Origin of the sequence: Ciceribacter azotifigens, assembly GCF_048159625.1 — a bacterium.
GTDB classification, from domain to species: Bacteria; Pseudomonadota; Alphaproteobacteria; order Rhizobiales; family Rhizobiaceae; genus Allorhizobium; species Allorhizobium azotifigens.
This window is the reverse complement of the sequence record NZ_JBLQTA010000008.1, coordinates 63,363-87,590: the sequence shown is the minus strand read 5'-3', so window position 1 is coordinate 87,590 and position 24,228 is coordinate 63,363. Positions and strand designations below refer to the sequence as shown.

Annotated in this window: 24 protein-coding genes; 13 read left to right on the top strand and 11 right to left on the bottom strand. The window is 63.9% G+C overall.

Annotated features, from left to right (window positions below; translation table 11 throughout):
* The first annotated feature begins 31 nt into the window (after positions 1-31).
* From cysG to ACM6UT_RS13265, 5 genes are all read left to right on the top strand, one after another.
* A complete protein-coding gene (cysG, locus tag ACM6UT_RS13285; protein WP_416797822.1) occupies positions 32-1,471 on the top strand; it encodes a siroheme synthase CysG in 1,440 nt (479 codons plus the stop codon).
* A gap of 1 nt (position 1,472) precedes the next feature.
* Positions 1,473-1,787 carry a DUF2849 domain-containing protein gene (locus tag ACM6UT_RS13280; RefSeq protein WP_416797821.1) on the top strand — a complete coding sequence of 105 codons (315 nt, stop codon included), beginning with the start codon at positions 1,473-1,475 and terminating at the stop codon, positions 1,785-1,787.
* Positions 1,788-1,795: 8 nt separating this feature from the next.
* Positions 1,796-3,466: a nitrite/sulfite reductase gene (locus tag ACM6UT_RS13275; RefSeq protein ID WP_416797820.1), complete on the top strand. Its 1,671-nt coding sequence runs from the start codon at positions 1,796-1,798 to the stop codon at positions 3,464-3,466.
* A gap of 10 nt (positions 3,467-3,476) precedes the next feature.
* Positions 3,477-3,989 carry a DUF934 domain-containing protein gene (locus ACM6UT_RS13270; RefSeq protein ID WP_416797819.1) on the top strand — a complete coding sequence of 171 codons (513 nt, stop codon included), beginning with the start codon at positions 3,477-3,479 and terminating at the stop codon, positions 3,987-3,989.
* 185 nt (positions 3,990-4,174) lie between these two features.
* Positions 4,175-4,987, top strand: coding sequence for a ferredoxin--NADP reductase (locus ACM6UT_RS13265; protein WP_416797818.1), 813 nt, complete (start codon positions 4,175-4,177; stop codon positions 4,985-4,987).
* Positions 4,988-5,069: 82 nt separating this feature from the next.
* Here the strand turns inward: ACM6UT_RS13265 and ACM6UT_RS13260 are convergent, their stop codons facing one another.
* Complete coding sequence (locus ACM6UT_RS13260; protein ID WP_416797817.1) at positions 5,070-5,693, bottom strand: GntR family transcriptional regulator; 624 nt, start codon at positions 5,691-5,693, stop codon at positions 5,070-5,072.
* A gap of 85 nt (positions 5,694-5,778) precedes the next feature.
* On the opposite strand from ACM6UT_RS13260, the gene ACM6UT_RS13255 reads away from it, so the two are divergent.
* The gene (locus ACM6UT_RS13255) at positions 5,779-6,672 is read left to right on the top strand and encodes a dihydrodipicolinate synthase family protein (RefSeq protein WP_416797816.1); all 894 of its coding nucleotides are present in this window, start codon (positions 5,779-5,781) and stop codon (positions 6,670-6,672) included.
* A 179-nt stretch (positions 6,673-6,851) separates the two neighbouring features.
* Positions 6,852-7,991 (top strand): polysaccharide pyruvyl transferase family protein, encoded by a 1,140-nt coding sequence (locus ACM6UT_RS13250; RefSeq protein WP_416797815.1) that lies wholly within the window; start codon positions 6,852-6,854, stop codon positions 7,989-7,991.
* 21 nt (positions 7,992-8,012) lie between these two features.
* On the opposite strand, the gene ACM6UT_RS13245 is transcribed toward ACM6UT_RS13250, so the two are convergent.
* The 7 genes from ACM6UT_RS13245 to ACM6UT_RS13215 all read right to left on the bottom strand — a co-directional run bounded on the left by ACM6UT_RS13245 (position 8,013) and on the right by ACM6UT_RS13215 (position 15,300).
* The gene (locus ACM6UT_RS13245; protein WP_416797814.1) at positions 8,013-9,218 is read right to left on the bottom strand and encodes an ABC transporter permease; all 1,206 of its coding nucleotides are present in this window, start codon (positions 9,216-9,218) and stop codon (positions 8,013-8,015) included.
* Entirely contained in the window at positions 9,208-9,924 is a 717-nt protein-coding gene (locus ACM6UT_RS13240) for an ABC transporter ATP-binding protein (protein ID WP_416797813.1), read from the bottom strand. The genes ACM6UT_RS13245 and ACM6UT_RS13240 overlap by 11 nt, the downstream gene beginning before the upstream one ends.
* 12 nt (positions 9,925-9,936) lie before the next feature.
* The gene (locus ACM6UT_RS13235) at positions 9,937-11,220 is read right to left on the bottom strand and encodes an efflux RND transporter periplasmic adaptor subunit (protein WP_416797812.1); all 1,284 of its coding nucleotides are present in this window, start codon (positions 11,218-11,220) and stop codon (positions 9,937-9,939) included.
* Positions 11,221-11,413: 193 nt separating this feature from the next.
* Positions 11,414-12,331 (bottom strand): ROK family protein, encoded by a 918-nt coding sequence (locus ACM6UT_RS13230; RefSeq protein ID WP_416797811.1) that lies wholly within the window; start codon positions 12,329-12,331, stop codon positions 11,414-11,416.
* Entirely contained in the window at positions 12,328-13,506 is a 1,179-nt protein-coding gene (gene nagA, locus ACM6UT_RS13225) for an N-acetylglucosamine-6-phosphate deacetylase (protein WP_416797810.1), read from the bottom strand. The genes ACM6UT_RS13230 and nagA overlap by 4 nt, the downstream gene beginning before the upstream one ends.
* Positions 13,503-14,525 carry an SIS domain-containing protein gene (locus ACM6UT_RS13220; RefSeq protein WP_416797809.1) on the bottom strand — a complete coding sequence of 341 codons (1,023 nt, stop codon included), beginning with the start codon at positions 14,523-14,525 and terminating at the stop codon, positions 13,503-13,505. The genes nagA and ACM6UT_RS13220 overlap by 4 nt, the downstream gene beginning before the upstream one ends.
* 22 nt (positions 14,526-14,547) lie before the next feature.
* Entirely contained in the window at positions 14,548-15,300 is a 753-nt protein-coding gene (locus ACM6UT_RS13215; RefSeq protein WP_416797808.1) for a GntR family transcriptional regulator, read from the bottom strand.
* Positions 15,301-15,743: 443 nt separating this feature from the next.
* Between ACM6UT_RS13215 and ACM6UT_RS13210 the strand changes: the two genes are divergently transcribed.
* The 5 genes from ACM6UT_RS13210 (at position 15,744) to ACM6UT_RS13190 (ending at position 21,179) form a co-directional block, all read left to right on the top strand.
* On the top strand, positions 15,744-16,925 hold the full coding sequence (locus ACM6UT_RS13210; RefSeq protein ID WP_416797807.1) for a Gfo/Idh/MocA family protein: 1,182 nt from the start codon (positions 15,744-15,746) through the stop codon (positions 16,923-16,925).
* An 8-nt stretch (positions 16,926-16,933) separates the two neighbouring features.
* Positions 16,934-17,818, top strand: a complete 885-nt coding sequence (locus tag ACM6UT_RS13205) for a carbohydrate ABC transporter permease (protein WP_416797806.1) — start codon at positions 16,934-16,936, stop codon at positions 17,816-17,818.
* Complete coding sequence (locus ACM6UT_RS13200; RefSeq protein WP_416797805.1) at positions 17,815-18,672, top strand: carbohydrate ABC transporter permease; 858 nt, start codon at positions 17,815-17,817, stop codon at positions 18,670-18,672. Before ACM6UT_RS13205 ends, ACM6UT_RS13200 begins: the two co-directional genes overlap by 4 nt.
* Positions 18,673-18,733: 61 nt before the next feature.
* Positions 18,734-19,954 carry an ABC transporter substrate-binding protein gene (locus ACM6UT_RS13195; protein WP_416797804.1) on the top strand — a complete coding sequence of 407 codons (1,221 nt, stop codon included), beginning with the start codon at positions 18,734-18,736 and terminating at the stop codon, positions 19,952-19,954.
* Positions 19,955-20,048: 94 nt separating this feature from the next.
* Complete coding sequence (locus ACM6UT_RS13190) at positions 20,049-21,179, top strand: ABC transporter ATP-binding protein (RefSeq protein WP_416797803.1); 1,131 nt, start codon at positions 20,049-20,051, stop codon at positions 21,177-21,179.
* Positions 21,180-21,194: 15 nt separating this feature from the next.
* On the opposite strand, the gene ACM6UT_RS13185 is transcribed toward ACM6UT_RS13190, so the two are convergent.
* The 3 genes from ACM6UT_RS13185 to ACM6UT_RS13175 form a co-directional block, all read right to left on the bottom strand.
* Entirely contained in the window at positions 21,195-21,632 is a 438-nt protein-coding gene (locus ACM6UT_RS13185; protein WP_416797802.1) for a GFA family protein, read from the bottom strand.
* Positions 21,633-21,743: 111 nt separating this feature from the next.
* Complete coding sequence (locus tag ACM6UT_RS13180; RefSeq protein WP_416797801.1) at positions 21,744-23,213, bottom strand: M81 family metallopeptidase; 1,470 nt, start codon at positions 23,211-23,213, stop codon at positions 21,744-21,746.
* A gap of 33 nt (positions 23,214-23,246) precedes the next feature.
* The gene (locus ACM6UT_RS13175) at positions 23,247-23,741 is read right to left on the bottom strand and encodes a hypothetical protein (protein WP_416797800.1); all 495 of its coding nucleotides are present in this window, start codon (positions 23,739-23,741) and stop codon (positions 23,247-23,249) included.
* A gap of 99 nt (positions 23,742-23,840) precedes the next feature.
* On the opposite strand from ACM6UT_RS13175, the gene ACM6UT_RS13170 reads away from it, so the two are divergent.
* Positions 23,841-24,227, top strand: coding sequence for a RidA family protein (locus ACM6UT_RS13170; RefSeq protein ID WP_416797930.1), 387 nt, complete (start codon positions 23,841-23,843; stop codon positions 24,225-24,227).
* Position 24,228: the final 1 nt, after the last annotated feature.

Sequence of the window (24,228 nt, the reverse complement as noted above, 5' to 3'; positions counted from 1 at the left end):
ATAGTGGCGCAATCTGCAATTGGGTCGAGTCATGGCTGCACACGAGCACCAGCTTTCCGTCTTTCCCGCCTTCGTCAAGGTCGCGGGTAACGTTGTCGCCGTCTTCGGCAACGGGGCGGAGGCGTTTGCCAAGGCGAGGCTGCTGAAGAACACCTCGGCCCGCGTGGTCGCCTATGCCGACCGGCCGCGCGCCGATTACGCGGAATTCCTCGCGACCTCGGACATCGAGATCCGTGGCGAACCCTTTGCCGCGTCCCAGGTCGAGGGCGCGGTTCTGGTCTTCGCCGCGACAGGGGATGCCGCGACTGATCGCGCCATCGTTGCCGCTGCCCGCAGCTGCAACATTCCGGCGAACGCTGTTGACCAGCCCGAGCATTGCGATTTCTTCACGCCGGCACTCGTCAACCGTGCGCCGATCGCCGTTGCGATCGGCACGGAAGGGGCCGGCCCGGTGCTTTCCCAGATGATCCGCGCCGAGATCGACCGGCGGCTGCCGAAGACGCTCGGACGCCTTGCGCGCCTTGCCGAGGACTGCCGCGCCGCCGTCGACCGGACGGTGCCGCGCGGATCGGCCCGCCGGGCCTTCTGGCGTCGGTTCTTCCGCGGCGATGTCGCTTCGGCCGTGGAAAAGGGCGATCTCGCCGGAGCCCGCCGTAACGCCGTCCGGCTGATGCAGGGCAGTTCTTCCGCCGAGCTGGGCCGGATCTTCCTGGTCGGCGCCGGGCCGGGCGCCGAAGACCTGCTGACGTTGCGCGCCCATCGGCTGTTGATGGAGGCCGACACGATCGTCTATGACGCGCTGGTGCCACAAGCCGTCGTCGACATGGGCCGCCGCGATGCCGAGCGCATGTCCGTCGGCAAGCGCAAGGGGTGCCATACGAAGTCTCAGGACGAGATCAACGCGCTCCTCATCGATCTCGGGCGTGCCGGCAAGCGTGTCGTGCGGCTGAAATCCGGGGACCCGCTCGTCTTCGGTCGCGCCGGAGAAGAAATGGCGGCGCTGCGCGATGCCGGCATCCCCTATGAAGTCGTGCCGGGCATCACTGCTGCCTTCGCCGCCGCCGCAGATTTCGAGCTGCCGCTGACGCTGCGCGGTGTCGCCTCGTCGCTCGTCTTCACGACCGGCCACGACCTGAACGGCGAGGCGCTGCCCGACTGGGCACGGCTTGCGCTTTCCGGCGCCACCGTTGCCGTCTACATGGGCCGCACCGTTGCCGCTTCCGTTGCCGCGCGCCTGATGGCAGCCGGTCTCGCCGACGATACCACCGTCGCCGTCGTCGAAAATGCAGGCCGCGACGAGCGCCGCTTGCTGCATGGCACGCTGCGGGAACTCCCGGACCTGGAGAAGCGCAGCGAACTCGAAGGGCCGGTGATGGTCATCATCGGCGACGCCGTCGCCGGCGCGAATTTCGACCGTTCCGAACCGTTGCGGGGCAAGGTTGCCCGTAGCGCCACACTCGTGAGGATCTGACATGGCAGACAAAGTACTGACCGCAAATCGCCTCGGCGACGGGATCGCCGTCTGGCTCGATGCGAATGGCCAGTGGACCGAGAACCTGCAGGAGGCGTTCGTCGCCCGCCATGCGGAAGCCGTCGAGGCATTGGAGGCGGCCGGCCGTCGCGCCTTTGCAAGCAACCTCGTTCTCGACGTCAACGTCGTCGATGTCGAGGAGCAGGGCGGCGTTCTGCGGCCGAGGCGCCTGCGTGAGCGTATCCGTGCGCTCGGTCCCACCATTGCCTATGCGGACGGCCACGGTTTCGCCGATCCGGACTTCATTGCCGCCTGAGGAACCTCATGTATCGCTACGATGAATTCGATCACGCCTTCGTCTCGGCCCGCGTCGAGCAGTTTCGCGACCAGATCGCACGGCGGTTGAAGGGCGAGATCGCCGAGGATGCCTTCCGGCCGCTGCGCCTGATGAACGGCGTGTACCTTCAGCTGCATGCCTACATGCTGCGGGTCGCCATCCCCTACGGCACCCTGAATTCCCGTCAGCTGCGGATGCTCGCCCATGTCGCGCGCCGCTATGACCGTGGTTACGGCCATTTCACGACCCGGCAGAACATCCAGTATAACTGGCCTCGGCTCGTCGATACGCCGGACATCCTGACCGAACTCGCAAGCGTCGAGATGCACTCGATCCAGACGTCCGGAAACTGTATCCGCAACGTGACGGCCGACCATTTCGCCGGCGCCGCCGCCGACGAGGTCGCCGATCCGCGGCCCTATGCCGAAATCCTGCGCCAGTGGTCGCAGGTTCATCCGGAGTTCTCCTTCCTGCCGCGCAAGTTCAAGATTGCCGTCACCGGTGCGCCAAGCGACCGGGCGGCGATCCAGGTGCACGATATCGGCCTGCACCTGAAGAAGGACGAGAGGGGCGCGCTAGGCTTCGCCGTCTATGTCGGTGGCGGGCAGGGGCGCACGCCGCTTCTCGCCAAGAAGATTCGTGACTTCCTGCCGGAAGAGGACATGCTTTCCTACGTGACGGCGATCGTGCGCGTCTACAATCTCCACGGCCGGCGTGACAACAAGTTCAAGGCGCGCATCAAAATCCTCGTCCACGAAACCGGCGTCGAGGAACTGACGCGGCAGGTGGAGGCGGAATTCGAGACGATCCGTGACGGCGAACTGAAGCTGCCGGACACCGACATCCGCGCGATCGAGCAGTATTTTGCGTTGCCGGCACTCGCCGAGCGTCCGGAAGGCTGGACCGATCTCGCCCGCGCCAAGAAGGCCGATCCGGCCTTCGCCGCCTGGGTCGCCCGCAATGTGGCGCCGCACAAGCACCCCGACTACGGCATGGTGACGATCTCGCTGAAGCCGATCGGCGGTACGCCGGGAGACGCGAGCGCCGAGCAGATGGACGTCGTGGCCGATATCGCCGAACGCTATGCCTTCGACGAAATTCGCGTCAGCCACGAGCAGAACCTCGTGCTGCCGCATGTGGCACTCGCCGACCTGCGGGCCGTCTACGAGGCTCTGGCAGAGACGGGCCTCGCGACCGCCAATGCCGGGCTGATCACCGACATCATCGCCTGCCCGGGGCTTGACTACTGCGCGCTGGCGAATGCCCGCTCGATCCCGGTCGCCCAGGAAATCTCCAGGCGCTTTGCCTCCGCCGAACGGCAGGAGGAGATCGGCGCGCTGAAGATCAAGATTTCCGGCTGCATCAATGCCTGCGGCCACCACCATGTCGGCCATATCGGCCTGCTCGGCGTCGAGAAGAAGGGCGCCGAACTCTACCAGATCACGCTCGGCGGTTCCGGCGACGAGAACGCTTCGATCGGCGAGATCATCGGCCGCGGCTTCGAGCCGGAGAAGGTGACCGACGCGGTGGAAACCATCGTCGATACCTATCTGGGTTTGCGGCTTTCGCGCGAGGAGACCTTCCTCGACGCCTATCGTCGGGTGGGACCGCAGCCGTTCAAGGATGCCCTTTACGGGGAGGCGGCGGAAGCCGCGTGAGGAAGGACCGATGACCAGCATTTGGAAAGAAACCGGATTCGTCGAGGACGACCCCTGGGTGATCGAGTCGGATGAGCGCAAGGCAGGCGAGGGGGAAAGGCCGGTTCTCGACCTCGCGAGCTTTCTTGCAAAGGTCGAGGAAAGCAACGAGAATGGCTTTGGCGTCCTGATCGCGCCCGCCGACGACGTAACGAAACTCGCCCCCTATCTCGACAGGATCGCGCTGGTGGCCCTTGCCTTCCCGGCCTTCAACGATGGCCGTGCGTTCAGCCATGCATCCATCCTGCGCGGCCGCCTCGGCTACACCGGCGAGATGCGTGCCGTCGGCGACATCCTGATCGATCCGATCCCGCTGATGCTCCGGTCGGGTTTCGACAGTTTCGCCGTCACTAACGAGACTGCCCGGCGGCGGCTTGCCGAAGGACGGCTGCCGGGAATTGCGGATCACTACCAGCCCGCGGCCCGGGCGGCGACGGCGCCCGGCGGCTACAGCTGGCGGCGCACAAGCCGTGCGGCTGGATAAGATATCACGAAATTACTATATTAGCTCCGACGATTTGACCGTGATCAAGGTTGCGGTCTCCCAGGCGGGGCATACGGTCGCAAAAGTTCGGGCGACCGTGACGGAATGCCCGGTATCGCAGTCGCGACGCATAGGGTATATGGCCCCGGTGGCTGACAGAGAGACGAAACAGGAAGCGACACAGCATGAATGCTCCAGTGATGACCAAGTCCGCGGAACTGATCGTGCCGGAAGGCGTCTATGCCGAGACCGTGCTCAGCGTGACCCATTATACGGACCGGCTGTTCCGTTTCCGGATGACGCGTCCGGCGGGCTTCCGCTTCCGTTCAGGCGAGTTTGCGATGATCGGACTCATCGTCGACGGCAAGCCGATCTATCGCGCCTACTCGATCGCGAGCCCTTCCTGGGACGAAGAACTCGAATTCTTCTCGATCAAGGTTCCCGATGGTCCGCTCACCCAGCATTTGCAGCGCATCCAGCCGGGTGACAAGGTGCTGATGCGCAAGAAGCCGACGGGGACGCTGGTACTCGACGCGCTCACCCTCGGCAAGCGGCTCTATATGTTCTCGACCGGCACCGGCATCGCGCCTTTCGCCAGCCTGATCCGCGATCCGGAAACCTACGAGAAGTTCGAGGAAGTCATCCTCACCCATACCTGCCGGCAGGTCGCAGAACTGAAATACGGCTTCGACCTGATGGAAGAGATCCGCAACCACGAGTTTCTGGCAGAGATTGTCGGCGATAGACTCAAGCATTACGCGACGGTCACCCGCGAGGACTACCCCTTCCAAGGCCGTATCACCGACCTCATCGAGAGCGGCAAGCTGTTCACCGATCTCGGCGTGCCGCCGCTCGACCCTGCGGTCGACCGCGGCATGATCTGCGGTTCGGCGGACATGCTGAAGGACACCAAGGCGCTGCTGGAGAAGGCCGGCCTCACCGAAGGTGCCAACAGCAAGCCGGCGGAATTCGTCATCGAGCGCGCCTTCGTCGGCTGACGCTTCTTCCTTATTCCTGGTCTTACGAAACGCCCGGGTTTCCGGGCGTTTTTCGTTTGAACAGTGTCGATGTGTATAGAACTCAGGTTCCGGCGAGGTGGGAGATCAGCGCTTCCATTGCCGTCTGCGCTTCGCTGGCGTCGCCCTTGTGGATCGCCCGGATGACGCTGACATGGAAGGCGACGGAGCGATCCATCTTCGTCGGAGTGGCACGTGCGAACCAGAGCCGGCGCGAATGGGTCTGCAACGGCGCGAGTGCCGCGATGAGGAAGCGGTTGGGGCAGGCTTCCTCCAGAATCTCGTCGAACTGCTTGTCGGCCGAAAGAAATCCTTCGAAGTCGCCGGCGACGGCGGCCGCAGTCATCGCCTGGGCGCAGACCAGCAGTCCTTCACGCTGCTCTGCATCGGCGCTCGTGGCGGCCAGGGAGGCGGCAAGCGGTTCGAGTTTATGCCGCACAGCCATGATATCCTTGTGATCCTCGGGGTGGATTTCGGCCACGAGCAGGCCGACTCGCGGCTTCACCTCGATCAACCCCTGCCATTCGAGCTTCTGGATGGCCTCGCGGACGGGGGTACGCCCGTGACCCGCAAGATCGATCAGTTCCTTCTCGGTCACCTTGGCGCCGGGCTTGAGCTTCAACGTCACGATTTCACGCTCCAGGGCGCGATAGGCGAGGTGGCTCAGCGATCCGGCTTGTTTCGGCATGGGTGATCCTTTCTGATATATCAGATATTGACATGTCGCATCCGGGATGGCAAGCTCCACTGATATATCAGCAAAGGAGTTCCACATGTGGAAGGGTGTATTTCCCGCGGTAACGACCAAGTTCAAGGAAGACGGCGCGCTTGACCACGCCGAGATGGAGCGCTGCTTTGCGCTCCAGTTCGACGCGGATGTCGACGGCATGATCGTTTGCGGCTCGCTCGGCGAGAACATGACGCTGGATCCGGACGAAAAGATCGAGATCCTGAAGATCGCGAAATCGGTTTCTCGTGGCAAGCCGGTTCTGATGACGATCTGCGAAAGCGCCACACGCCGTGGCAAGGCTGCAGCCGCCGCCGCCGCAAGGGCCGGAGCCGACGGCTTCATGGTCCTGCCGGGTGTACCTTACAAGTCGGCGCCGGCCGAAACGATCAACCACATTCGCTCCGTCGCCGTCGCCGGCGAGCGTCCGGTCATGGTCTACAACAATCCGGTCGGTTACGGCGTCGACGTCACCATTCCGATGTTCGAGGAACTGGCGAAGGACAACCTGATCGTCGCGATGAAGGAGTCGACCGACGACATCCGTCGTGTCACCGAGGTCTTCAACGCTTTCGGAAACCGCTTCGACGTCTTCACCGGCGTGGACAATCTGGCGCTCGAAAGCCTGATGATGGGTGCCGACGGCTGGGTTGCCGGCCTCGTCGTTGCCTTTCCGAAGGAAACTGTCGCCATCTACAAGCTCGCCAAGGCCGGCCGCTACGACGAGGCCCGCGCGATCTATCGCTGGTTCCGCCCGCTGCTCGACCTCGACGTCTCGACCTTCCTCGTCCAGCAGATAAAGCTCGCCGAGGTCTTTGCGATCGGTTCCAACGACCGCGTCCGCGAGCCGCGGCTGCCGCTGTCCGGCGAGCATCGCGCCCGCGTCACCAAGGTCATCGAGACGGCGCTTGCCAATCGTCCGGCCCTGCCGGCGCTCTGAGCGCATACGGGAAAACATGAAGAGGGGCGGCTCGACCGCCCCTTTTTTCATCTGATCGCGGGCATGCCACCCAATGTCGCGAAGATCTCCGGTCGGGAACGGAGGCGATCACTTTCGTGGTCGACAATGTCGTGTTAGGCGAACATCCGGGCTCGAGGGCGAGCATGGAGAAGCGCGACATGAAGAACAACAACCTGGCGGCTTTCGTTCGGTCCGAGGGATATGTGCCGCTCGCCTGGGCCGGCTCGACCGCGGGCATGGACTATCTGAATATCGGCGATGCACTGAGCCCGGTGATGGTTGCCCTGCTGTCCGGCAGGGACGTCCGGCGTCGCCCCTCCAAGTCGGCCAGCCTGCGCATGGCTTGCGTGGGGACGATCGGACATGGATTTTCGGGCGGCGAGGTCTGGTTCTGGGGAACCGGATGTTCGCCATGGATAAACCCTGCCGCTCGCAGCGGGGAACGCGTACCTTTCACGGTTCCGCCAGCGTCCGACTTTCACGTCCTCGCGACGCGGGGGCCGGTGTCCGAACGCCTGCTGACGGGCGGGAGGCGGCCCAGCGGTGTCTACGGCGATCCGGTCTGGCTCCTGCCGCGCTTCTATGCTCCACCGACTGAAAAGAAGTGGAAACTCGGGGTGATCGTACATCTTTCCGAGCTTACGGACCGCGAGGCCGAGGCCCACATCCGCGAGACGCTCGCGCGCTATCGCATTCCGGACGAGCTGAAGCAGGATATCTGTCTGATCAACACCGTCTCGCCCATCGGAATGCAGGGAATAAAGGAAAAGATCGATACCATTCTCGCTTGCGAGAGGATCGTCTCCACGAGCCTGCATGGAATGGTGTTCGCGGAAAGTTACGGCATTCCCTGTCTGCATTTCGCCACCGATCTGCGCTTCTCGGGTTTGTCGGAGGTACCACTGTCGGAACACTGCGGACTGGATTTGCGCGTCGTCGATCTCTACCGCGGCCTTGGGATGGCACGCGTGCCGGTCTACGGCCAGCCCACGGATCGGGAGACGGACTGGGGCGCGTTGATACGTGCGATCGATGCGGCCTGGGAACCGAGGCGACTGGATGAGGATAGACTGGTTGAGGCCTTTCCCGTCGACTATGCCCCTTTGCAGGCGCCTGCGGGTGCGACCATCTGGGATCATCCGCTTCTCACCGGACTCGCCCTGCAGCACGACGTTGCCGAACTCAATCGGCTGGACAAGGAGCAGCAGGCCGGAGGAGCGGTGAAGACGAATGCACCGTTACGACTGTTCCGCTCGTCCGTCCGTTCGTTCATTGACCGTGTGCTTCCGAGGGGCTGATCTGCTCCTCGAACGCTGTCGTCACTCGTGTCTGAGCGCCTCGATCGGGTTCATCTGCGCGGCGCGGCGGGCGGGAAAATAGCCGAAGATCATGCCGATCGCCGCCGAGAAGAGGAAGGCGAGGGCGATCACCGACGGGCTGGTGACGAAGGGCACGTTGAGAAGCACGACGGCGCCGTAGGCGAGACCGAGGCCGAGTATGATGCCGATGATGCCGCCGGAGAGCGACAGCGTCACGGCCTCGACGAGGAATTGCATCAGCACCTGCTTTTCCAGCGCCCCGATCGCGAGCCGGATGCCGATCTCGCGCGTGCGCTCGGTGACCGATACCAGCATGATGTTCATGATGCCGATGCCGCCGACCAGCAGGCTGACGGCGGCGACCGCGCCGAGAAGTCCCGTCATCAGCGTCGTGGTTCCGGTGAGTGTCGAGGCCATCTGCGCCATGTCGTTGACGGAAAAATCGTCCTCGCGACCAGCGATGATCTTGCGCCGTTCCCGCAGCAACCGCTCGACGTCCGCCTGCACCTTGGCGGTCGATACGCCGTCGCGAGCCGAGAGCGTGATGCTTGAGACGTCGGTGTTGCCGCCGACGCGCCGCTGGAAGACCTTGATCGGCATGACGACGATGTCGTCCTGGTCGGTGCCCATGCCGCTCTGGCCCTTCTTCTTGAGGATGCCGATCACCTCGCACGACACGGACCCGACCCGGATCTTCTGTTCGAGTGCCGGCGTGGAACCAAAGAGTTCCGAGCGCACGGTATTGCCGATGACGCAGACCGCCTGGCCGCCGCGCTCCTCGGTCGAGAGGAACGCCCGTCCCGAGGTGAAACTCCAGTCCATCGCGGTGAAATAGTCGCTGATGGTGCCGACGACGGTGGTCGTGTGGTTCTCTCCGCCGAAGATCGCGACCTGGCTTGACTGGTTGACCGGGGCGACCGCTTGGAGGCCGTTGATCTGGCCTCGGATCGCCTCGACGTCTCTGAGGCTAAAGCTCTTCGCGGAGGTACTCGCGCGTCCGGGACCAAACTGTCCCGGCCGCACGAAGAGCAGGTTGGTGCCGAGCTTGGAGATCTCGGCCGTCACCTGCGCGGTCGTGCCGTTGCCGATCGTCACCATGGCGATGACCGCGGCGACGCCGATGACGACGCCGAGCACCGTCAGGAATGACCGAAGCAGGTTGCGGCTGATCGCCCGCAGGGCGAGCTTGACCGTTTCATAGAACATGGGTCTCGGCTCCACCGTTTGCGCTGTCGTGGTCGAGCCGGCCGTCGACGAAGCGCAGATGGCGCCCCGCATAGGCGGCGATGTCCTCCTCGTGGGTCACCATGATCACCGTAATGCCGTGCTCGCGGTTGAGTCCGGTGATCAATTCCATGATCTCACGGCTGGTCTTCGTGTCGAGGTTGCCGGTCGGCTCGTCGGCCAGCAGGACCGCCGGGCTGGTGACGATTGCGCGGGCGATCGCGACGCGCTGCTGCTGGCCGCCGGAAAGCTCCTGCGTCGTGTGGTGTTCGCGGCCGGCGAGCCCCACCTGTTCGAGCGCGATCTGTGCGAGCCGGCGCCGCTCGCGCGCCTCCATGCCGCGATAGACCAGCGGCAGTTCGACATTCTCGATCGCCGAGGTGCGTGCGAGAAGGTTGAAGCCCTGGAAGACGAAGCCGAGCATGTAGCGCCGCAGCAGCGTGTGCTGGCCGCGGTCGAAGGCGGTGGTGTCTATCCCCTGAAACAGGTATTGCCCCGAGCTCGGCACGTCGAGGCAGCCGAGGATGTTCATCGCCGTCGACTTGCCCGATCCGGAAGGTCCCATAATGGCGACGAATTCGTGCTTCTCGATCACCAGGTCGACGCGGTCGAGCGCGCGGATCGTCGCTTCACCGCTGCCGTAGAGCTTGGTGACCTGCCGGAACTCGATGAGGGGCGCCGTCGCCATGGGGCTCTCCGCTCAGCCGCTTTTGGCGGTCGCGTCGGTGATCACCATGTCGCCTTCGGTGATCTCTCCCTTGGTCACGACCGTATTCTGACCGTCGCTCGCGCCGATCTCGATGTTGACGGCGGTGGGAACACCATCGCGCATCACCCAGACCGTGCGTTCGCCGCCCTGCGGCTCGGCGGTGGTGAGCGAACCCATCCGCGGCGGGCGGAACATGCTGAACACGCCGCTGCTTCTCTGGCTTTTCGCCGTCAGCGTCTCCGGCGGCGTGTAGCGCAAGGCCGCGTTCGGGATCAGGAGCGCGTCCTCGATCGACTGGACGACGATGTCGGCGGTGGCGGTCATGCCCTGACGCAGCAGCATCTCGTCGTTTCGAACCTTCAGGATGCCCATGTAGGTCACGACGTCGTTCACCGTTTCGGAGGCATAGCGGATTTCGGTGATTTCGGCAGGAAAGCGTTTGTCGGTGAACGCGTCGACGGTGAATGTCGCGCTCTGCCCGACCGCGACCTGACCGACGTCTGCCTCGTCGATGTCCACCTGCAGTTCCATCTCCTTCAGGTCACCGGCGATGGTGAAGAGCGTCGGCGCCTCGAGCGAGGCGGCGACCGTCGCGCCGGGATCGACGGCACGCGAGAGAACGATGCCGTCGATCGGCGAGACGATGGTCGCCTTGTCGAGATTGACCTTGGCGAGGTCGAGCGCCGCCTCGGCCGAGAGCACGTCGGCCTTCGCGCTTTCGACGGTCGCGATCGTCGCCTCGTAGGTATATCGGGCCGAGTCGAGGTCCTGTTGCGTCGAAACGCGATTGCCGACCAGGCTCGTCAGGCGATCGAGCGAGACCTTGGCCGACTTCTGGTCGGCCTCCGCCTTGGCAACGGCCGCCTTAGCCGACAGCAGTTTCGCCTCCGCGCTCTTTACGTCGGCCTGAAGCTTGGCTGTGTCGAGCCGCGCGACCACCTCGCCCTTCTTCACCGGGCTGTTGTAATCGACCAGCACGTCGCGAACGGTGCCGGAAAGCTCGCTGGAGACCTCGACGCTGACCGTCGGCTCGATCGAGCCCGTGGCAGTGACGATGACGGTGAGATTGCCCTTCTTGGCATCGGCGGTCGTGTAGCTGTAGGTCGTCGGCTGGCTGCCGTAGAAATAGTAGGCGACGGCGAGTGCCGTAACCGCGACGAGGGCCAGGCCACGCCACAGCCATCGTCTGCCGCCGCGCGCGTGCGAACTCTCCAGCAATTTCGCCAGCTCGGCCTGTCCGGCGTCGGGTGCCGGCTTTTCTCCGATGTCGTTCATCTTCCGTCCATCGCATACGGTTCCGAAGTGTGTTTGATCAATATCGGACAATCTCCGCGCCCGGCGATTGACCGAAATCAAATCTCGGGACGCCACATGCCGCTGTGTCGACAGCCGTGTGTCGCACAAGACGGTTACAGGTGATAATGAAATATCGGTAATGGTGATGTGGCCGGTTGCCGTCGTGCGGCGCCTAACGGGCTTCGGCCGCGGCTTCCAGCCCGAGCAGTGCGGCGCCGATCAGACCCGGTTCCATCCGGCACTCGGCCGGAACGACGATCGGCTGCGGAAAACGACGAAGCGTGCGCCCTCGCACTGCTTCATCGATGGCGGAAAGCAGGCCTCTGGCATTCGAAAGCCCGCCGCCGACCGGCAGGATCGTCGCGCCGGTCACGTTTACGACGAGCGCCAGCGGGCTCGCGATCACGTCGACATAGACGTCGATCGTCCGTGCGGCCGCCGCATCTCCCTTCGACCAGGCCCCGATGATCTCTTCGCTGGTCAGCGAAACGCCGTGGATGTGGTAATGCAGCTTTTCGAGCCCGCGGGCACTGCAGGTCGCGTCGATGCAGCCCTTCTGTCCGCAGCCGCACGCAAACCGCGGCAGATGCACCGGGGGATTGCCGGCTTCGGTCGCGGCGACCGGGCCGTGTCCCCATTCGCCGGCAAAACCGCCGTCGCTGTTGATGAGCCTGCCGTCGATGACGAGCCCGCCGCCGACACCGGTGCCGAGGATGACGCCGAAGACGATCCGGTGGCCGCGCCCGGCGCCCAGTCCGGCCTCCGCCAGCACGAAGCAGTCCGCGTCGTTGGCGACGACGACGGGAAGCCCCAGGGCCGCTGCGAGATCGGCAGCCAGCGGACGTCCGTGGATGCAGGGAATGTTGGCGACGACGGCGCGTCGGCTGTCCGGATCGATGATGCCGGCGATCGAGAGCGCGATGCAGTCGGGCCGCCCGCCGGCTGCGTCGATCACGGTGCGCAGCGCGGCGACGAAGGCGTCGAAGTCGTCAGCCGGGGTTGGGACGCGCGGAAATTGCCGGATGTCGTCGGGACTGGTCGCGATGGCGCCCTTGATTGCCGTTCCGCCGATATCGAAACAGACGATCATCGGGCGCTTCCGGCCGCTGTCGCGTCGAAGACACACTCGCCCCCGATCCAGGTGGAACGGAGTTCGAGCTCCGGCGACAGGACGGCGAAATCGGCGTCGCAGTCCGGCATGAGCCGGCCCTTGGACGTCGCGCCGATCGCCTCCGCCGGATAGGCGCTCGCCATACGCAGGGCCTCCTCGAGCGGCAGATCGAGCGTCCGGTGTGCGAGACGCACACTGGTCAACATGTCGATGTCCGCGCCGGCCAGCGTGCCGTCGGCGAGCGTCAGGCGACCGTCGCGGCGGTAGACCTGGCGGCCGTTGAGTTCGAAGCCGGTCTCGTCGCTGCCGATGCTCGACATGGCATCCGTGACGAGGAAGATCCGGCCGGGGCCGCGTTTCGCCCTGAGCGCCACGCCCATCGTCACCGGATCGACGTGGAAGCCGTCGGCGATCAGGCCGCAATGGAGCGCGCCCTCGGAAAGGGCGGCCCCCACGAGCCCGGGTTCCCGGTTGCCGAGCTGGCTCATCGCGTTGAAGAGGTGCGTGATCAGGCTTGCTCCGGCGGCGACGTAGGCGGGGACATCGACCGCCGTGCAGTCGGTGTGGCCGAGGCTCACCTTGAAGCCGGCGGCAACCAGCGCCGAGACTTGCGACGGCGTCACGTTTTCCGGCGCCACCGTCGTCATCGCGTGGCCGATCCGGTTGCCGCAGGCGACCAATGCCGCGAGATCTTCGGCGGCCATCGGACGAACGAGCGCCGGATCATGCGTACCCTTGCGGGCGAGCGACAGATGAGGCCCTTCGAAATGGAGCCCGAGATAGCCGGGCAGATCCCGTGCCGCCGCCTCCGCGGCCGCCTCGATGGCATTTTCCCGCACGTCCGCAGTGTCGGTGATCAGCGTCACCATGAGCGATGTCGTGCCGAAGCGGGCATGGGTGTCACAGATGGTACGGATGCCGTCGAGTGTAGGCGCATTGTTGAAGAGCACGCCGCCGCCGCCGTTCACCTGAAGATCGACGAAGCCCGGCACGACCGTCGCTTCGTCGAGAATGAGCAGCCGGCAGCCGGCGGGGCGCTCCGCCGCCGGAAGCTGGGTCGTGACCTTGCCGTCCTCAACGATGAGTCCGGTATCGGTCAGGAACTGCTCGCCGTCGAAGATACGGCTCGCGGCGATGAACAGGGGAGTGCTCATCTGGTTTCGGTCACTTTCTTGAGGGCGGCTGGCTTGTCGGGGTCGAAGCCGCGTGCGCGCGACAGGGCTTCGATGAAACCATAGTAGGGAACGACGAGCGCCAGTGCATCGGTGAGCGGATGACCCGTCGCGACGAAGGGCAGGGCGTGAGCGCCCGCGGCGGCGCCGGAGGTGATGAAGCAGGCGGCGTTCTTCGCAGCGAGTGCCGTGACCGTTCCGGCGATCGAAGCTTCCGCCTTGTCCCGGGCGGCGAAGGCGACGACGGGGAAGTCCCGGTCGACCAGAGACACCGGACCGTGCAGCACTTCCGCGGACGAATAGGCCTCGGCGTGGAGCTCGCATGTTTCCTTGCATTTCAGCGCTGCCTCGGAAGCGATGGCGAGCGTCGGACCGCGGCCGAGCATGTAGAGGGAGTCCGTTGCGGAAAGCGGTTCAAGCATGCTCGTCCAGTCGAGCTTGAGCGCGGCCTGCAGGTGGTCCGGCAATTCGGCGACGGCCCGGCCGAGCTCTGCATTGCCGCTCCATGCCGCTATGATCGCCAGACCCGCGACGGCCGAGTTGACGAAGGATTTCGTCGCTGCGACAGCGATCTCCGGCCCTGCCTGTATGTCGATCGCGAGTGATGCCGCACGCGCAAGCGGCGAGGGCACGGTATTGACCAGCGCGAGTGTCAGCGCACCGCCGACCCGGCTACCCTCGGCCATGGCGACGATGTCGGGGCTCGCCCCCGACTGCGAGACGGCAAAGGCCGCCGCCCGGTCGAGTTTCATCGGCGCGCCGTAGATCGAGGCGAGCGATGGGCCGAGTGAGGCGACGGGCAGGCCGAGCTCCAGTTCCACCGCATATTTCAGGAAATGGGCCGCATGGTCGGACGAGCCCCGGGCTATGGTGACGACGACGCTCGGGTTACGCTCCCGCAGCGCGCGGCCCGCATCCGCAATCTCACGCGCCGAGCGCTCCAGCAACCGCGCCGCGGCAACCGGGATCTCGTCGATTTCCTCTCGCATCTTTGTCGGCATCGGTCCGTCCGGATAACGTGTTCTAGGGAGAGCCGATCGTAAGTTCGGCAACGAGGTCGTAGGCATCGCTGCGATAGAGCGCACGCGACATCTCCATGACGCGGCCGGACTCCAGATAGGCGATACGCTGGACGGCAAGCGCCGCAGAACCCGGCGGCACACCGAGAAGCTTCGTTTCCTCGTCCTTCAGCACGACAGCGGATATCCGCTGGTTCGCCCGGATCGGACGGAACCCGCGCGAAAGCAAGAGCTTGTAAAGCGAATCCTCGACTGCATTCGGATCCGGCAGGATGTCGTCGGGCAGGCTCGTGCGCTCGAGCGCGATCGGCATCTCGTTCGCCGTCCGCACCCTGACGAGGCGCGCGACGTGCGCTCCCCCGACGAGCCCGAGCATCATCGTTTCCTCCGCTGTGGGGAAGGAAAGGCTGCGCTCGATCCAGATCGAGCCCGCCACCATGCCGCGCCGCCGCATGTCCTCGGTGAACGACGTCAGTTGGCTCAGCGGTTGCTGCATGCGCGGCACCGGCGTCACGACGAACGTGCCCGAACCTCGCCGCCGCACCAGCAGGCCATCGGCGACGAGATCATCGATCGCCTTGCGAACCGTCACGCGGCTGATTTGGGCGACATCGGCAATGTCCCGCTCTGCGGGGAGGGCGTCGCCATGCTTCAGTCGACCCGAGGACATCGCGTCCTGGATCATCTTCTTCAGCCTCACATAAAGGGGGCCGCCACGAACCGTCTGCAATTGCTCAAGGGGAAGAGTCTCGCTCATGACCGGTGTGTGCCCCAAGCGCGGATGGGGAACAAGCGCCAATCGCCGGCAAAGGTTGAAATCGTCGCAGCGTACATCGGCGCCCTTCAGGTTACGGAGAGCTGAACCATACCAACTAGCGACCTTTGCAGCAAATGGTTTTGTCAAATGTTACCAAATCATTGACGAATGCAAGAAAGACTCCGGTAAAATCAGCAACTTAAGCCGCCGGCAAACAAAAATAGGCAACACACGGTAGACGATTGGGCTCTATTTGGTATTGTGAATTAACCATTCCGGCAGGCGCGGCACAAAGGAGCCGATGAGAGGACGCACAACGGGTATGCGCCCTCCGGAATGAAAATGGATTTCATGAATGGCCGTACTAGCTCCGTTCCGTGTTGACGAATGTCGGGTGCTGGCGCAATCTATGAAAAATAATTGCAAATACAGGGAACGAAGTCATGAAAGTCGCCGTCGTCGGACTGGGATTCCGTCTCGGCTATCTGGGACGAATACTCAGTGAGATCGACCCGGATTTCGAGATCGTCGGTTATGTCGATCCGGCACCGGCCGGTTTGAGGGCCCTTGAGGAGCGCGGCATCTCGCCGGGTCGCTCCTATTCGACGCCGGAGGCGCTGATTGCCGGCGAGCGATTCGATCTCCTGATGATCGGCTCGCCGAATCACCTCCACCTGGAGCACATCCGCATCGGGCTGGAGGCGGGGCTGACTGTCTTCACCGAGAAGCCGATCGTCGTCTCCATCGAGGAGAGCTACGCGCTCGCCTCGCTGCTGGCGAAATACGGACACGACCGGCTGCTGGTCGGCCTCGTGCTGCGCTATTCGCCGCTCTATCGCGATCTGCGCAAGGCGCAGGCGGAGGGACGTCTCGGCGAGGTCGTTTCGATCGAGGCATCCGAGCATATCGAGCCGTATCACGGCGCCTTCTTCATGCGCGACTGGAGGCGTTACGGGCGCTACGCCGGCGGTTTCATGCTGGAAAAGTGCTGCCACGATCTCGACCTCTATAACGGTGTCGTCGGCGCGCGTCCGCGCTTCGTCGCGAGCTTCGGCGGGCGCAAGAGTTTTGTGCCGGAGAATGCGCCAGAGGCAACTGGCGCCAACGATCTCGAGGTCTATCATCGCAAGCCGAGCGGCTGGATGGGGTCCGACCGCGTCTTCGACAGCGATGCCGACATCATCGACTATCAGACCGCGATCGTCGAATACGAGAACGGCGCTTCGATGACCTTCCACACCAATCTCAACGTGCCGGACCAGTTCCGCCGCTTCTGCGTGATCGGATCGAAGGGCATGGCCGAAGGCGATTTCGTCCGCGGCTACATGAATGTTCACGACGCCCGCACCAACGAGAAGACGGTCGCCAACACCTACACGGCGCCGTCCGAAGAGTCGCAGCATTACGGCGCCGACGAGCAGATGGCGGCCGACGTCCTCGCCTTCGTGAAGGAGGGGCGTCCGCAGCCGGTCTCGGCGATCGATGCGCTCGAAGCCGGCATCCTGGCGCTAGCGATGGACGAGGCGCGCCTCGGCCGCAAGGTGGTCGACCTCGCGCCGGTCTGGGCGAGGTTCGACGCGTGTCTCCAGGGTCGCGAGGCTTCGCTCGCCGCCCGCTCCGCCTGAGGTCCGCCATGCAGGCCAGACGAAGCGCCATCATCTTTGCCTGGTTGTTGCTCGCGCCGGCGATCCTCTATGTCGCCGCGATTGTCGCCTATCCGCTGGTCGATACCGTGGTCCTGTCGTTCACCGATGCCTCGCTCAAGCGCGTGACGAATTGGATCGGCTGGGTGAATTACGACAAGATCTTCAACGCCACCTTCGCCGAGGTCATCCTGCGGACCTTCGTCTGGACCTTCTTCTCCGTGGCGATCAAGATGCTGATCGGCACCTTCGGCGCCACCATGCTGAATGCCGCGGTGCCGGGCCGCGCGATCTTCCGCGTGCTGACCATGCCGCCGTGGATCGTGCCGATGGCGATCGGCATCTTCATGTGGGGCTGGATGTACAACGGTCAGTTCGGCATGATTTCGGGCCTCCTGCAACGTTTCGGTTTCGTCGACGGACCGGTCGCCTTCCTCGCCCACGGCTCGACGGCATTCTGGGCGACGATCTTCACCGACGTCTGGATCGGCGTGCCGATGGTGACGCTCTACATGCTCGCCGCCATCCAGGCCATTCCGCAGGATCTGTACGAAGCCGCCTGGACGGACGGCGCCGGTCGCTTCTATCGTTTCCGCCGGATCACGCTGCCGCTGCTCCTTCCGGCCATGATCACCATGTCGATGATCTCGCTGATTGCGACCTTCAACTCCTTCGACATAATCTGGATCCTGACGCAGGGCGGGCCGACCGGCGAAACGACGACCATGATCATCGACACCTACCGCACGGCGATCGGGTCGAAGAAATACGGGGAGGGTGCTGCCCGCGCGGTGCTCATCTGCATCTTCCTGTCGATCTTCTGCATCGCCTACTTCCGCGTTACCAGCCGCCTTGCCGTCGGAGAGAAGCGATGAGACAGCCGAATTCCATGATCAATCGCTACAGATGGCACGAGATCGTCGGCATCTATGCCGGCATCGCGGTCTTCCTGACCTTCGTGCTCGCTCCCTTCGTCGAAGGCTTCCTGGTTTCGCTGAAGCCGCTCAGCCAGCTCTTCTCCTCGCCCTACCGTTTCTGGCCGGAGAACGGCTCCTTCGAGGCTTACCGCACCATGTGGGTCAGCGTTCCCGGCTTTGCCCGCTACATCTTCAATTCCTTCTTCATTTCCGGCGTGGCGACCCTGGTCGTGCTGCTTCTTGTTGTCCCCGCCGCCTATGCGTTCGCGCGCTTCGATTTCAGGGGCAGGGGCGCTCTGCTCGGCGCCTTCCTCGCGGTGAACATGTTCTCCGGCGCGGTGCTCCTCATTCCGCTCTTCCGGCTGATGCGCTCCTTCGGCGTCCTCAACACCTATCTCGCAATGATCGTCCCCGGTGCCGCGTTCCTCATTCCGACGGCGATCTGGCTGCTGCGGACCTACATGATGCGCATCCCGATGGAGCTCGAGGAGGCCGCCTATGTGGACGGCGCCGGCTATTTCTACACCTTCCGGCGGGTGGTCCTGCCGCTTGCCGCACCCGGCATCGCGGTCGTCGCCATCACCACCTTCATCGGCGCCTATGCCCAACAATTCATCTTCGCGCTGACCTTCAATTCCAAGACCGAGTACATGCCGCTGCCGATCGGGCTCTTTGCCTATTTCGGACGGCAGGAGGTGGTCTGGAACGAATTGATGGCCGCAAGCTTCGTCGGCATTGCGCCGGCGCTGATCGTGATCTTCTTCCTGCAACGTTATCTGGTGAGCGGGCTCACCGCCGGCGCCGTGAAGTAGGGAGACGACCTGCACATCTGAAATACCGAAGACCAACCTGTCAAAATAAGGGGAACCACAGATGAAAAGGACTTTTAGCATTCTCGCAGGCACGCTGGCGCTTCTTGCCGGTTCGGCGCTGCCGTCGCTCGCTGCCGACCAGGAGATCAGCTGGATCTATTGCGGCGACAAGATCGACCCGATCCACGAGAAATACATCAAGGAATGGGAAGGAAAGAACGCCGGCTACAAGGTCGTTCCGGAAGTCGTCGGCTGGGCGCAGTGCCAGGACAAGGCGACGACGCTCGCCGCTTCCGGCTCTCCGGCCGCGCTCGCTTATGTCGGTTCGCGCACGCTCAAGGAATTCGCCCAGAACGACATGATCGTTCCGGTCCCGATGACCGACGAGGAGAAGGCGAGCTATTATCCGAACATCGTCGACACCGTCACCTTCGACGACACCCAGTGGGGCGTGCCAATCGCCTTCTCCACCAAGGTTCTTTACTGGAACAAGGATCTCTTCAAGCAGGCCGGCCTCGACCCGGAAACCCCGCCGAAGACCTGGGCGGAAGAGATCGCCTTTGCCAAGCAGATCAAGGAGAAGACGGGAATCGCCGGCTACGGCCTGCCGGCCAAGACCTTCGACAACACGATGCATCAGTTCATGCATTGGGTCTACACCAACAACGGCAAGGTGATCGACGGCGACAAGATCGTCATCGACAGCCCGGAAGTGCTGGCGGCGCTTCAGGCCTATAAGGACATCGCGCCCTATTCCGAGGAAGGGCCAACCGCCTACGAACAGAACGAAGTGCGTGCGATCTTCCTCGACGGCAAACTCGGCATGATCCAGGCCGGCTCGGGCGCGGCGACCCTCCTCAAGGAGCGCGGCCTGAACTGGGGCATTGCGCCTCTGCCGCTCGGCCCCTCGGCCAAGGGTGAGGGCACGCTGCTCATCACTGACAGCCTCGCTGTCTTCAAGGGCTCCGGCGTCGAGGACAAGGCGATCGAATTCGCCAAGTTCATCACCTCTCCTGGTCCGCAGGGCGAGTACGAGTTGCAGGGCGGTGCCGGCCTCACCCCGCTGCGTCCCGGCCCGAAGGTCGACGAGTTCGTTGCCAAGGATCCCTACTGGAAGCCGCTGATCGACGGCATCACCTATGGCGGCCCGGAACCGCTCTTCACCGATTATCGCGGATTCCAGAACGTGATGATCGAGATGGTGCAGTCGGTCGTCACCGGCAAGGCCGAACCCGCGGATGCCCTGAAGAAGGCTGCCGCCGAACTCGACCAGTACAAGTAAGCTGCAAGACGGTCGCGGGTAAAAGCCCGCGACCTCGCTTTCGCAGGAACGGCCGGCACCCCCAAGGATGCCGGCAGCGTGGAGAGACAGGGACGTGGGTCAGCTTAATCTCAACAGGGTCGTCAAGTCCTACGGCCATTTCGAAGTCATCAAGGGCGTGTCGCTCGAGATCGGCAACGGAGAGTTCGTCGTCTTCGTCGGTCCCTCCGGCTGCGGAAAGTCGACGCTTCTGCGCATGATCGCCGGGCTCGACGATACCACCGGCGGCGATATCGTCATCGACGGCGAGCGGGTCAACGACAGGCCGCCGGTCGAGCGGGGCATCGCCATGGTCTTCCAGTCCTATGCGCTCTATCCGCACATGTCGGTGTTCGAAAACATCGCCTTTCCGCTGCGGGTCGAGAAGATGCCGGAGGCGATGATCCGCGAGAAGGTCGAGGCGGTCGCGACGATCCTGAAGCTCGACCAGCGTCTGGAGCAGCGGCCGGGCATGCTTTCCGGCGGTCAGCGCCAGCGTGTGGCGATCGGCCGGGCGATTGTCCGCGAGCCGAAAATCTTCCTGTTCGACGAGCCGCTTTCGAACCTCGATGCAGCCCTTCGCTCAGACATGCGCATCGAGCTCACAAAGCTCCATCGCGACCTGAAGGCGACGATGATCTACGTCACCCATGACCAGGTCGAGGCGATGACCATGGCCGATCGCATCGTCGTGCTGAACGCCGGCGACGTGGCGCAGGTTGGCGCCCCGCTCGAACTCTACCACAAGCCGCAGAACCTCTTCGTCGCCGGCTTCATCGGCAATCCGAAGATGAACTTTGTGCCCGTGACCTGCACGGCGGTCGGCGAGGATGGGGTCACCATTTCCTACGAGGGGCAGACGACGACGATTGCGGTCGAACCCGCAGCCGGTCTCGTCGGCGAGACGCTGACGCTCGGCATCCGCCCGGAACATACGACCCTTGCCGCCGGCGATCTCGCCATCCGCGTCGTGCCTTCGGTGATCGAGCGGCTCGGCATCAATACGATCGCCTATGCGAGCCTGCCGTCTGGCGAGCCCTATTGCGCGCTCCTGCCGGGGTCGGCGCCGATCCGTGCCGAAGAGCCGATCCTGACCGGCATCATGGCGGCGGATTGTCATCTCTTCGATCCCTCGGGCAGGGCGCTCGAGCGGCGCATCGACTGGGGCCGGCTGGAACTGCCGGCTGCCGTCACCGCCGCGGAGTGAGGCGCGCCGGTCCGCTCAGGGCGGAAAACCTTCGTACTGGGGAAGGTCGTCGGTGATCTCGAACCACGGCGCCTTCGAGCCGACGAAGATGTGCATCGCCGGCCTGATCGACGGTGCGTCCATCAGTGTGCCCATCGGCACGTGCACCTTGACGGTACCGCGCTCGGCGATCCACGAATAGACGAGCGAGCCACAGGTGCGGCAATGCATGTCGTGGATGCCGTCCGGATCACCGTGCCGGAAGAGATTGTCCGTACCGGCCGTAACCTCGAAGTCCTCGACCGCGACGCCGGCGATCGGCTTGAAGGCTGCCCCGGTCGTGCGCCGGCATTTCGAACAATGGCAGTTGATCGCGTAAAGGAATTTGTCCGCGACCTCGTAGGCCACGGCCTCGCACATGCAGCCGCCGCGCAGCCGTGGCGCCTTCGGCAGGTATCCGTCGGATGCCGCCATATATATCTCTCTCCCTGGAAACCAACTGCAGGCAGTCCGTCCTGCGACCGCATCACGCTATCATACCCTGCTGCGAGCGGCGACTGTCGGGCTTCACTGCACCGTGCGTGTTTACGTGACCCCGGTGCCGTGCGGATCGGCTGTCATCGGCCAGATGTCACGCCTTGCATACCGGTAGGGGTTGGTCGCCGGATCGTTCGGGTAGGGGGAGCCGGCGGAGCAGTAGAGGATTTCCGAGGCGATCTTCGAAAAGGCGGCGTAGAAATGGTTCGTCGACTTTATCACAAGGATGCGCATGCTCGTCGGATCGATGCCCAGCGCGGTGAAGAGCGACGGATCATAGCTCTGCACGCGCACGCTGCTCAGCACGATATCGATCCCCTTGTGGCGGATGTGTGCTGCGTCTCCGAAGGGGGCGACGCTCTCGCCGAACCGCATTTCGGCATCCGGCACGACACGCACGACCTCGACGAGCCCGTCGACCGGATTTCCGGTGCCCGGCGCGGACTTCGCGCCGAAACGCAAGGGGATCTCCGCCCCTTCGCCGGCCGCCATGCAGAGCTGCACGGCGATCGGGTCCCAGATCATGCCGACGGCCACGTCGGTCGCGCCGCGCGAGAGGAGTTCCTCCAGGACGACGGTCGCGTCACCTGCCGTGCCGCCGCCGGGATTGTCCCACATGTCGGCGATGACGACCGGGCCACGGGTGGCGGCAAGCGCGCGTTCAACGGCCTCCGTCTCGTCGATCTGTGGCATCATGAACGTGCCGCGTTTCGAAAAGAGTTCGAGCCCGAGTTCGCGGGCGAGACGCGCACCCTTCTCGGGCTTTGCGTCGGTGACCGCGATCATCTTCGTGCCGAGTTCCGGTACGTCCCCGGCCATGAAGCCGTGGATGACGGAGAGCGACAGGACATCTTCGTCCTCCGCCTCGATCGCCATCAGCTTGTCGACGAAGGAACGCATCGGCTCCCGTGAAGTCGGGAAGACGTCGATCATCCGGCAATCAAACACGGTCATGACCGGTTTCACCCGGCCTTCCAGGGTGTCGACCGTAATCCTCCACAGATCCTCGGCGCGGGCGACGAAATCCGTGTGCGGAAACTCCTTGAACACGACAAAGAAGTCGGCCGCGGCGACGCGCTTCGCCGTCAAGTGGCTGTGCGGGTCGAGCTCGGCGCAGAGCAGCACGTCCGGCCCTATGATCTCGCGGATGCGTGTGAGAAGATCGCCCTCCGGATCGATGTAGCCGGCCGCGACCATGGCACCGTGCAGACCGAGCACGACGGCGTCGACGGGCATCGCTGCCCGCAACTGGTCCAGGATTTCGTCGCGCAGGCCCTCATAGGTCTCGCGGTTGATGAGGCCCGCAGGATCGGCCCAGGCCGCCGTTCCCTCGATCAGCGTCCAGCCCTTCTCCGCGGCAACCCTGCGGCCGACCGTGATCGGCGCAGTGCAGAGCGTCGGCGTCTGCGGATGGGTACCCGGAGGGGCATAGAGGGAATCCTCGAAGGCGCGCCGGTCGATGCAGATGGGCGAGAAGGTGTTCGTTTCCGTTGCGAGGGCGGCGGTGAAGATGCGCAAGACGATGGCCTTCGGTGTCGTGAGCAGAGAGCCTCAGCCCATGGGATAGGGCAGGTAACCCGTGAATCCGCTGATCTTCCAGCGACCTTCGTGGAGGCGGCAGTAATAGAGCGTCTGCCATTTCATGACGTCGAGACCGCCGTCGGTCATGCGGATGCCGCCGTCGAATTTCTTGCGCACCAGCGCGGCCTCCCCGGCGATCTCGATCTCCTCGAGCCGGGTGGTGCGGAAGATCGCCGTGCGCGGGTCCTCGCCGTAGGTCTTGCCGGCGAAATCGTGCGCCTGCCGCAGCCACTCGTCCCGATAGGCTGCGAGTGTCGGAAAGGCGAGCGTCCAGCGGTCCGGGTTCGTCTCACGATTGCCACTGACGCCGAGAAAGCCTTCCTCGATGAAATCGCACGCGACCATCGACCAGTCTGCGGCAAGGAACGCGTCGATGTCGCGCGGAACCAGCATCTCCCAGATCGCATGGCGAGCGGCATCGGAGGCGGCAAACGGATTCCTGTACGGGTCTCTGGATGTCGTCATGTTGAAATTCTTTTCATGTAGTAGAATTTTCTCTGGCCAAAATCGGTTTTCCATGGTGATTTGTCAATCATAGAAGAAAATAATTTGCATGAGCGACCCATGGTGATCAAGCGCTACGGCAGTGAGCAATCCGGTGCGGGCGGCCAGCGCCTGCCATTTGCCCGTGCGGTCGAAGCCGACGGTTGGCTGCATGTTTCCGGCCAGGTTGCGATGGAGAACGGCGAGATCGTCCAGGGCGGCATCGTCGAGCAGACCCACAAGGCGATCGCCAACCTGATCGCCATCCTGCATGAGGCCGGCTACGCCGTCGAGCATGTCGTGCGCTGCGGTGTCTGGCTCGACGATCCCCGCGATTTCTGGAGCTTCAATAAGGTCTACCAGCAGTATTTCGGCGAACATCCGCCCGCCCGCGCCTGCGTGCAGTCCTCCATGATGGTCGATTGCAAGGTGGAGATCGACTGCATAGCCTACAAGCCTTCGAAATAGC

What these genes read in the sequence shown, in the direction of transcription:
- cysG (WP_416797822.1), top strand. Translation starts at nt 32, where the DNA reads ATGGCTGCACACGAGCACCAGCTTTCCGTCTTTCCCGCCTTCGTCAAG.
- ACM6UT_RS13280 (WP_416797821.1), top strand. Translation starts at nt 1,473, where the DNA reads ATGGCAGACAAAGTACTGACCGCAAATCGCCTCGGCGACGGGATCGCC.
- ACM6UT_RS13275 (WP_416797820.1), top strand. Translation starts at nt 1,796, where the DNA reads ATGTATCGCTACGATGAATTCGATCACGCCTTCGTCTCGGCCCGCGTC.
- ACM6UT_RS13270 (WP_416797819.1), top strand. Translation starts at nt 3,477, where the DNA reads ATGACCAGCATTTGGAAAGAAACCGGATTCGTCGAGGACGACCCCTGG.
- ACM6UT_RS13265 (WP_416797818.1), top strand. Translation starts at nt 4,175, where the DNA reads ATGAATGCTCCAGTGATGACCAAGTCCGCGGAACTGATCGTGCCGGAA.
- ACM6UT_RS13260 (WP_416797817.1), bottom strand. Translation starts at nt 5,693, where the DNA reads ATGCCGAAACAAGCCGGATCGCTGAGCCACCTCGCCTATCGCGCCCTG.
- ACM6UT_RS13255 (WP_416797816.1), top strand. Translation starts at nt 5,779, where the DNA reads ATGTGGAAGGGTGTATTTCCCGCGGTAACGACCAAGTTCAAGGAAGAC.
- ACM6UT_RS13250 (WP_416797815.1), top strand. Translation starts at nt 6,852, where the DNA reads ATGAAGAACAACAACCTGGCGGCTTTCGTTCGGTCCGAGGGATATGTG.
- ACM6UT_RS13245 (WP_416797814.1), bottom strand. Translation starts at nt 9,218, where the DNA reads ATGTTCTATGAAACGGTCAAGCTCGCCCTGCGGGCGATCAGCCGCAAC.
- ACM6UT_RS13240 (WP_416797813.1), bottom strand. Translation starts at nt 9,924, where the DNA reads ATGGCGACGGCGCCCCTCATCGAGTTCCGGCAGGTCACCAAGCTCTAC.
- ACM6UT_RS13235 (WP_416797812.1), bottom strand. Translation starts at nt 11,220, where the DNA reads ATGAACGACATCGGAGAAAAGCCGGCACCCGACGCCGGACAGGCCGAG.
- ACM6UT_RS13230 (WP_416797811.1), bottom strand. Translation starts at nt 12,331, where the DNA reads ATGATCGTCTGTTTCGATATCGGCGGAACGGCAATCAAGGGCGCCATC.
- nagA (WP_416797810.1), bottom strand. Translation starts at nt 13,506, where the DNA reads ATGAGCACTCCCCTGTTCATCGCCGCGAGCCGTATCTTCGACGGCGAG.
- ACM6UT_RS13220 (WP_416797809.1), bottom strand. Translation starts at nt 14,525, where the DNA reads ATGCCGACAAAGATGCGAGAGGAAATCGACGAGATCCCGGTTGCCGCG.
- ACM6UT_RS13215 (WP_416797808.1), bottom strand. Translation starts at nt 15,300, where the DNA reads ATGAGCGAGACTCTTCCCCTTGAGCAATTGCAGACGGTTCGTGGCGGC.
- ACM6UT_RS13210 (WP_416797807.1), top strand. Translation starts at nt 15,744, where the DNA reads ATGAAAGTCGCCGTCGTCGGACTGGGATTCCGTCTCGGCTATCTGGGA.
- ACM6UT_RS13205 (WP_416797806.1), top strand. Translation starts at nt 16,934, where the DNA reads ATGCAGGCCAGACGAAGCGCCATCATCTTTGCCTGGTTGTTGCTCGCG.
- ACM6UT_RS13200 (WP_416797805.1), top strand. Translation starts at nt 17,815, where the DNA reads ATGAGACAGCCGAATTCCATGATCAATCGCTACAGATGGCACGAGATC.
- ACM6UT_RS13195 (WP_416797804.1), top strand. Translation starts at nt 18,734, where the DNA reads ATGAAAAGGACTTTTAGCATTCTCGCAGGCACGCTGGCGCTTCTTGCC.
- ACM6UT_RS13185 (WP_416797802.1), bottom strand. Translation starts at nt 21,632, where the DNA reads ATGGCGGCATCCGACGGATACCTGCCGAAGGCGCCACGGCTGCGCGGC.
- ACM6UT_RS13175 (WP_416797800.1), bottom strand. Translation starts at nt 23,741, where the DNA reads ATGACGACATCCAGAGACCCGTACAGGAATCCGTTTGCCGCCTCCGAT.
- ACM6UT_RS13170 (WP_416797930.1), top strand. Translation starts at nt 23,841, where the DNA reads ATGGTGATCAAGCGCTACGGCAGTGAGCAATCCGGTGCGGGCGGCCAG.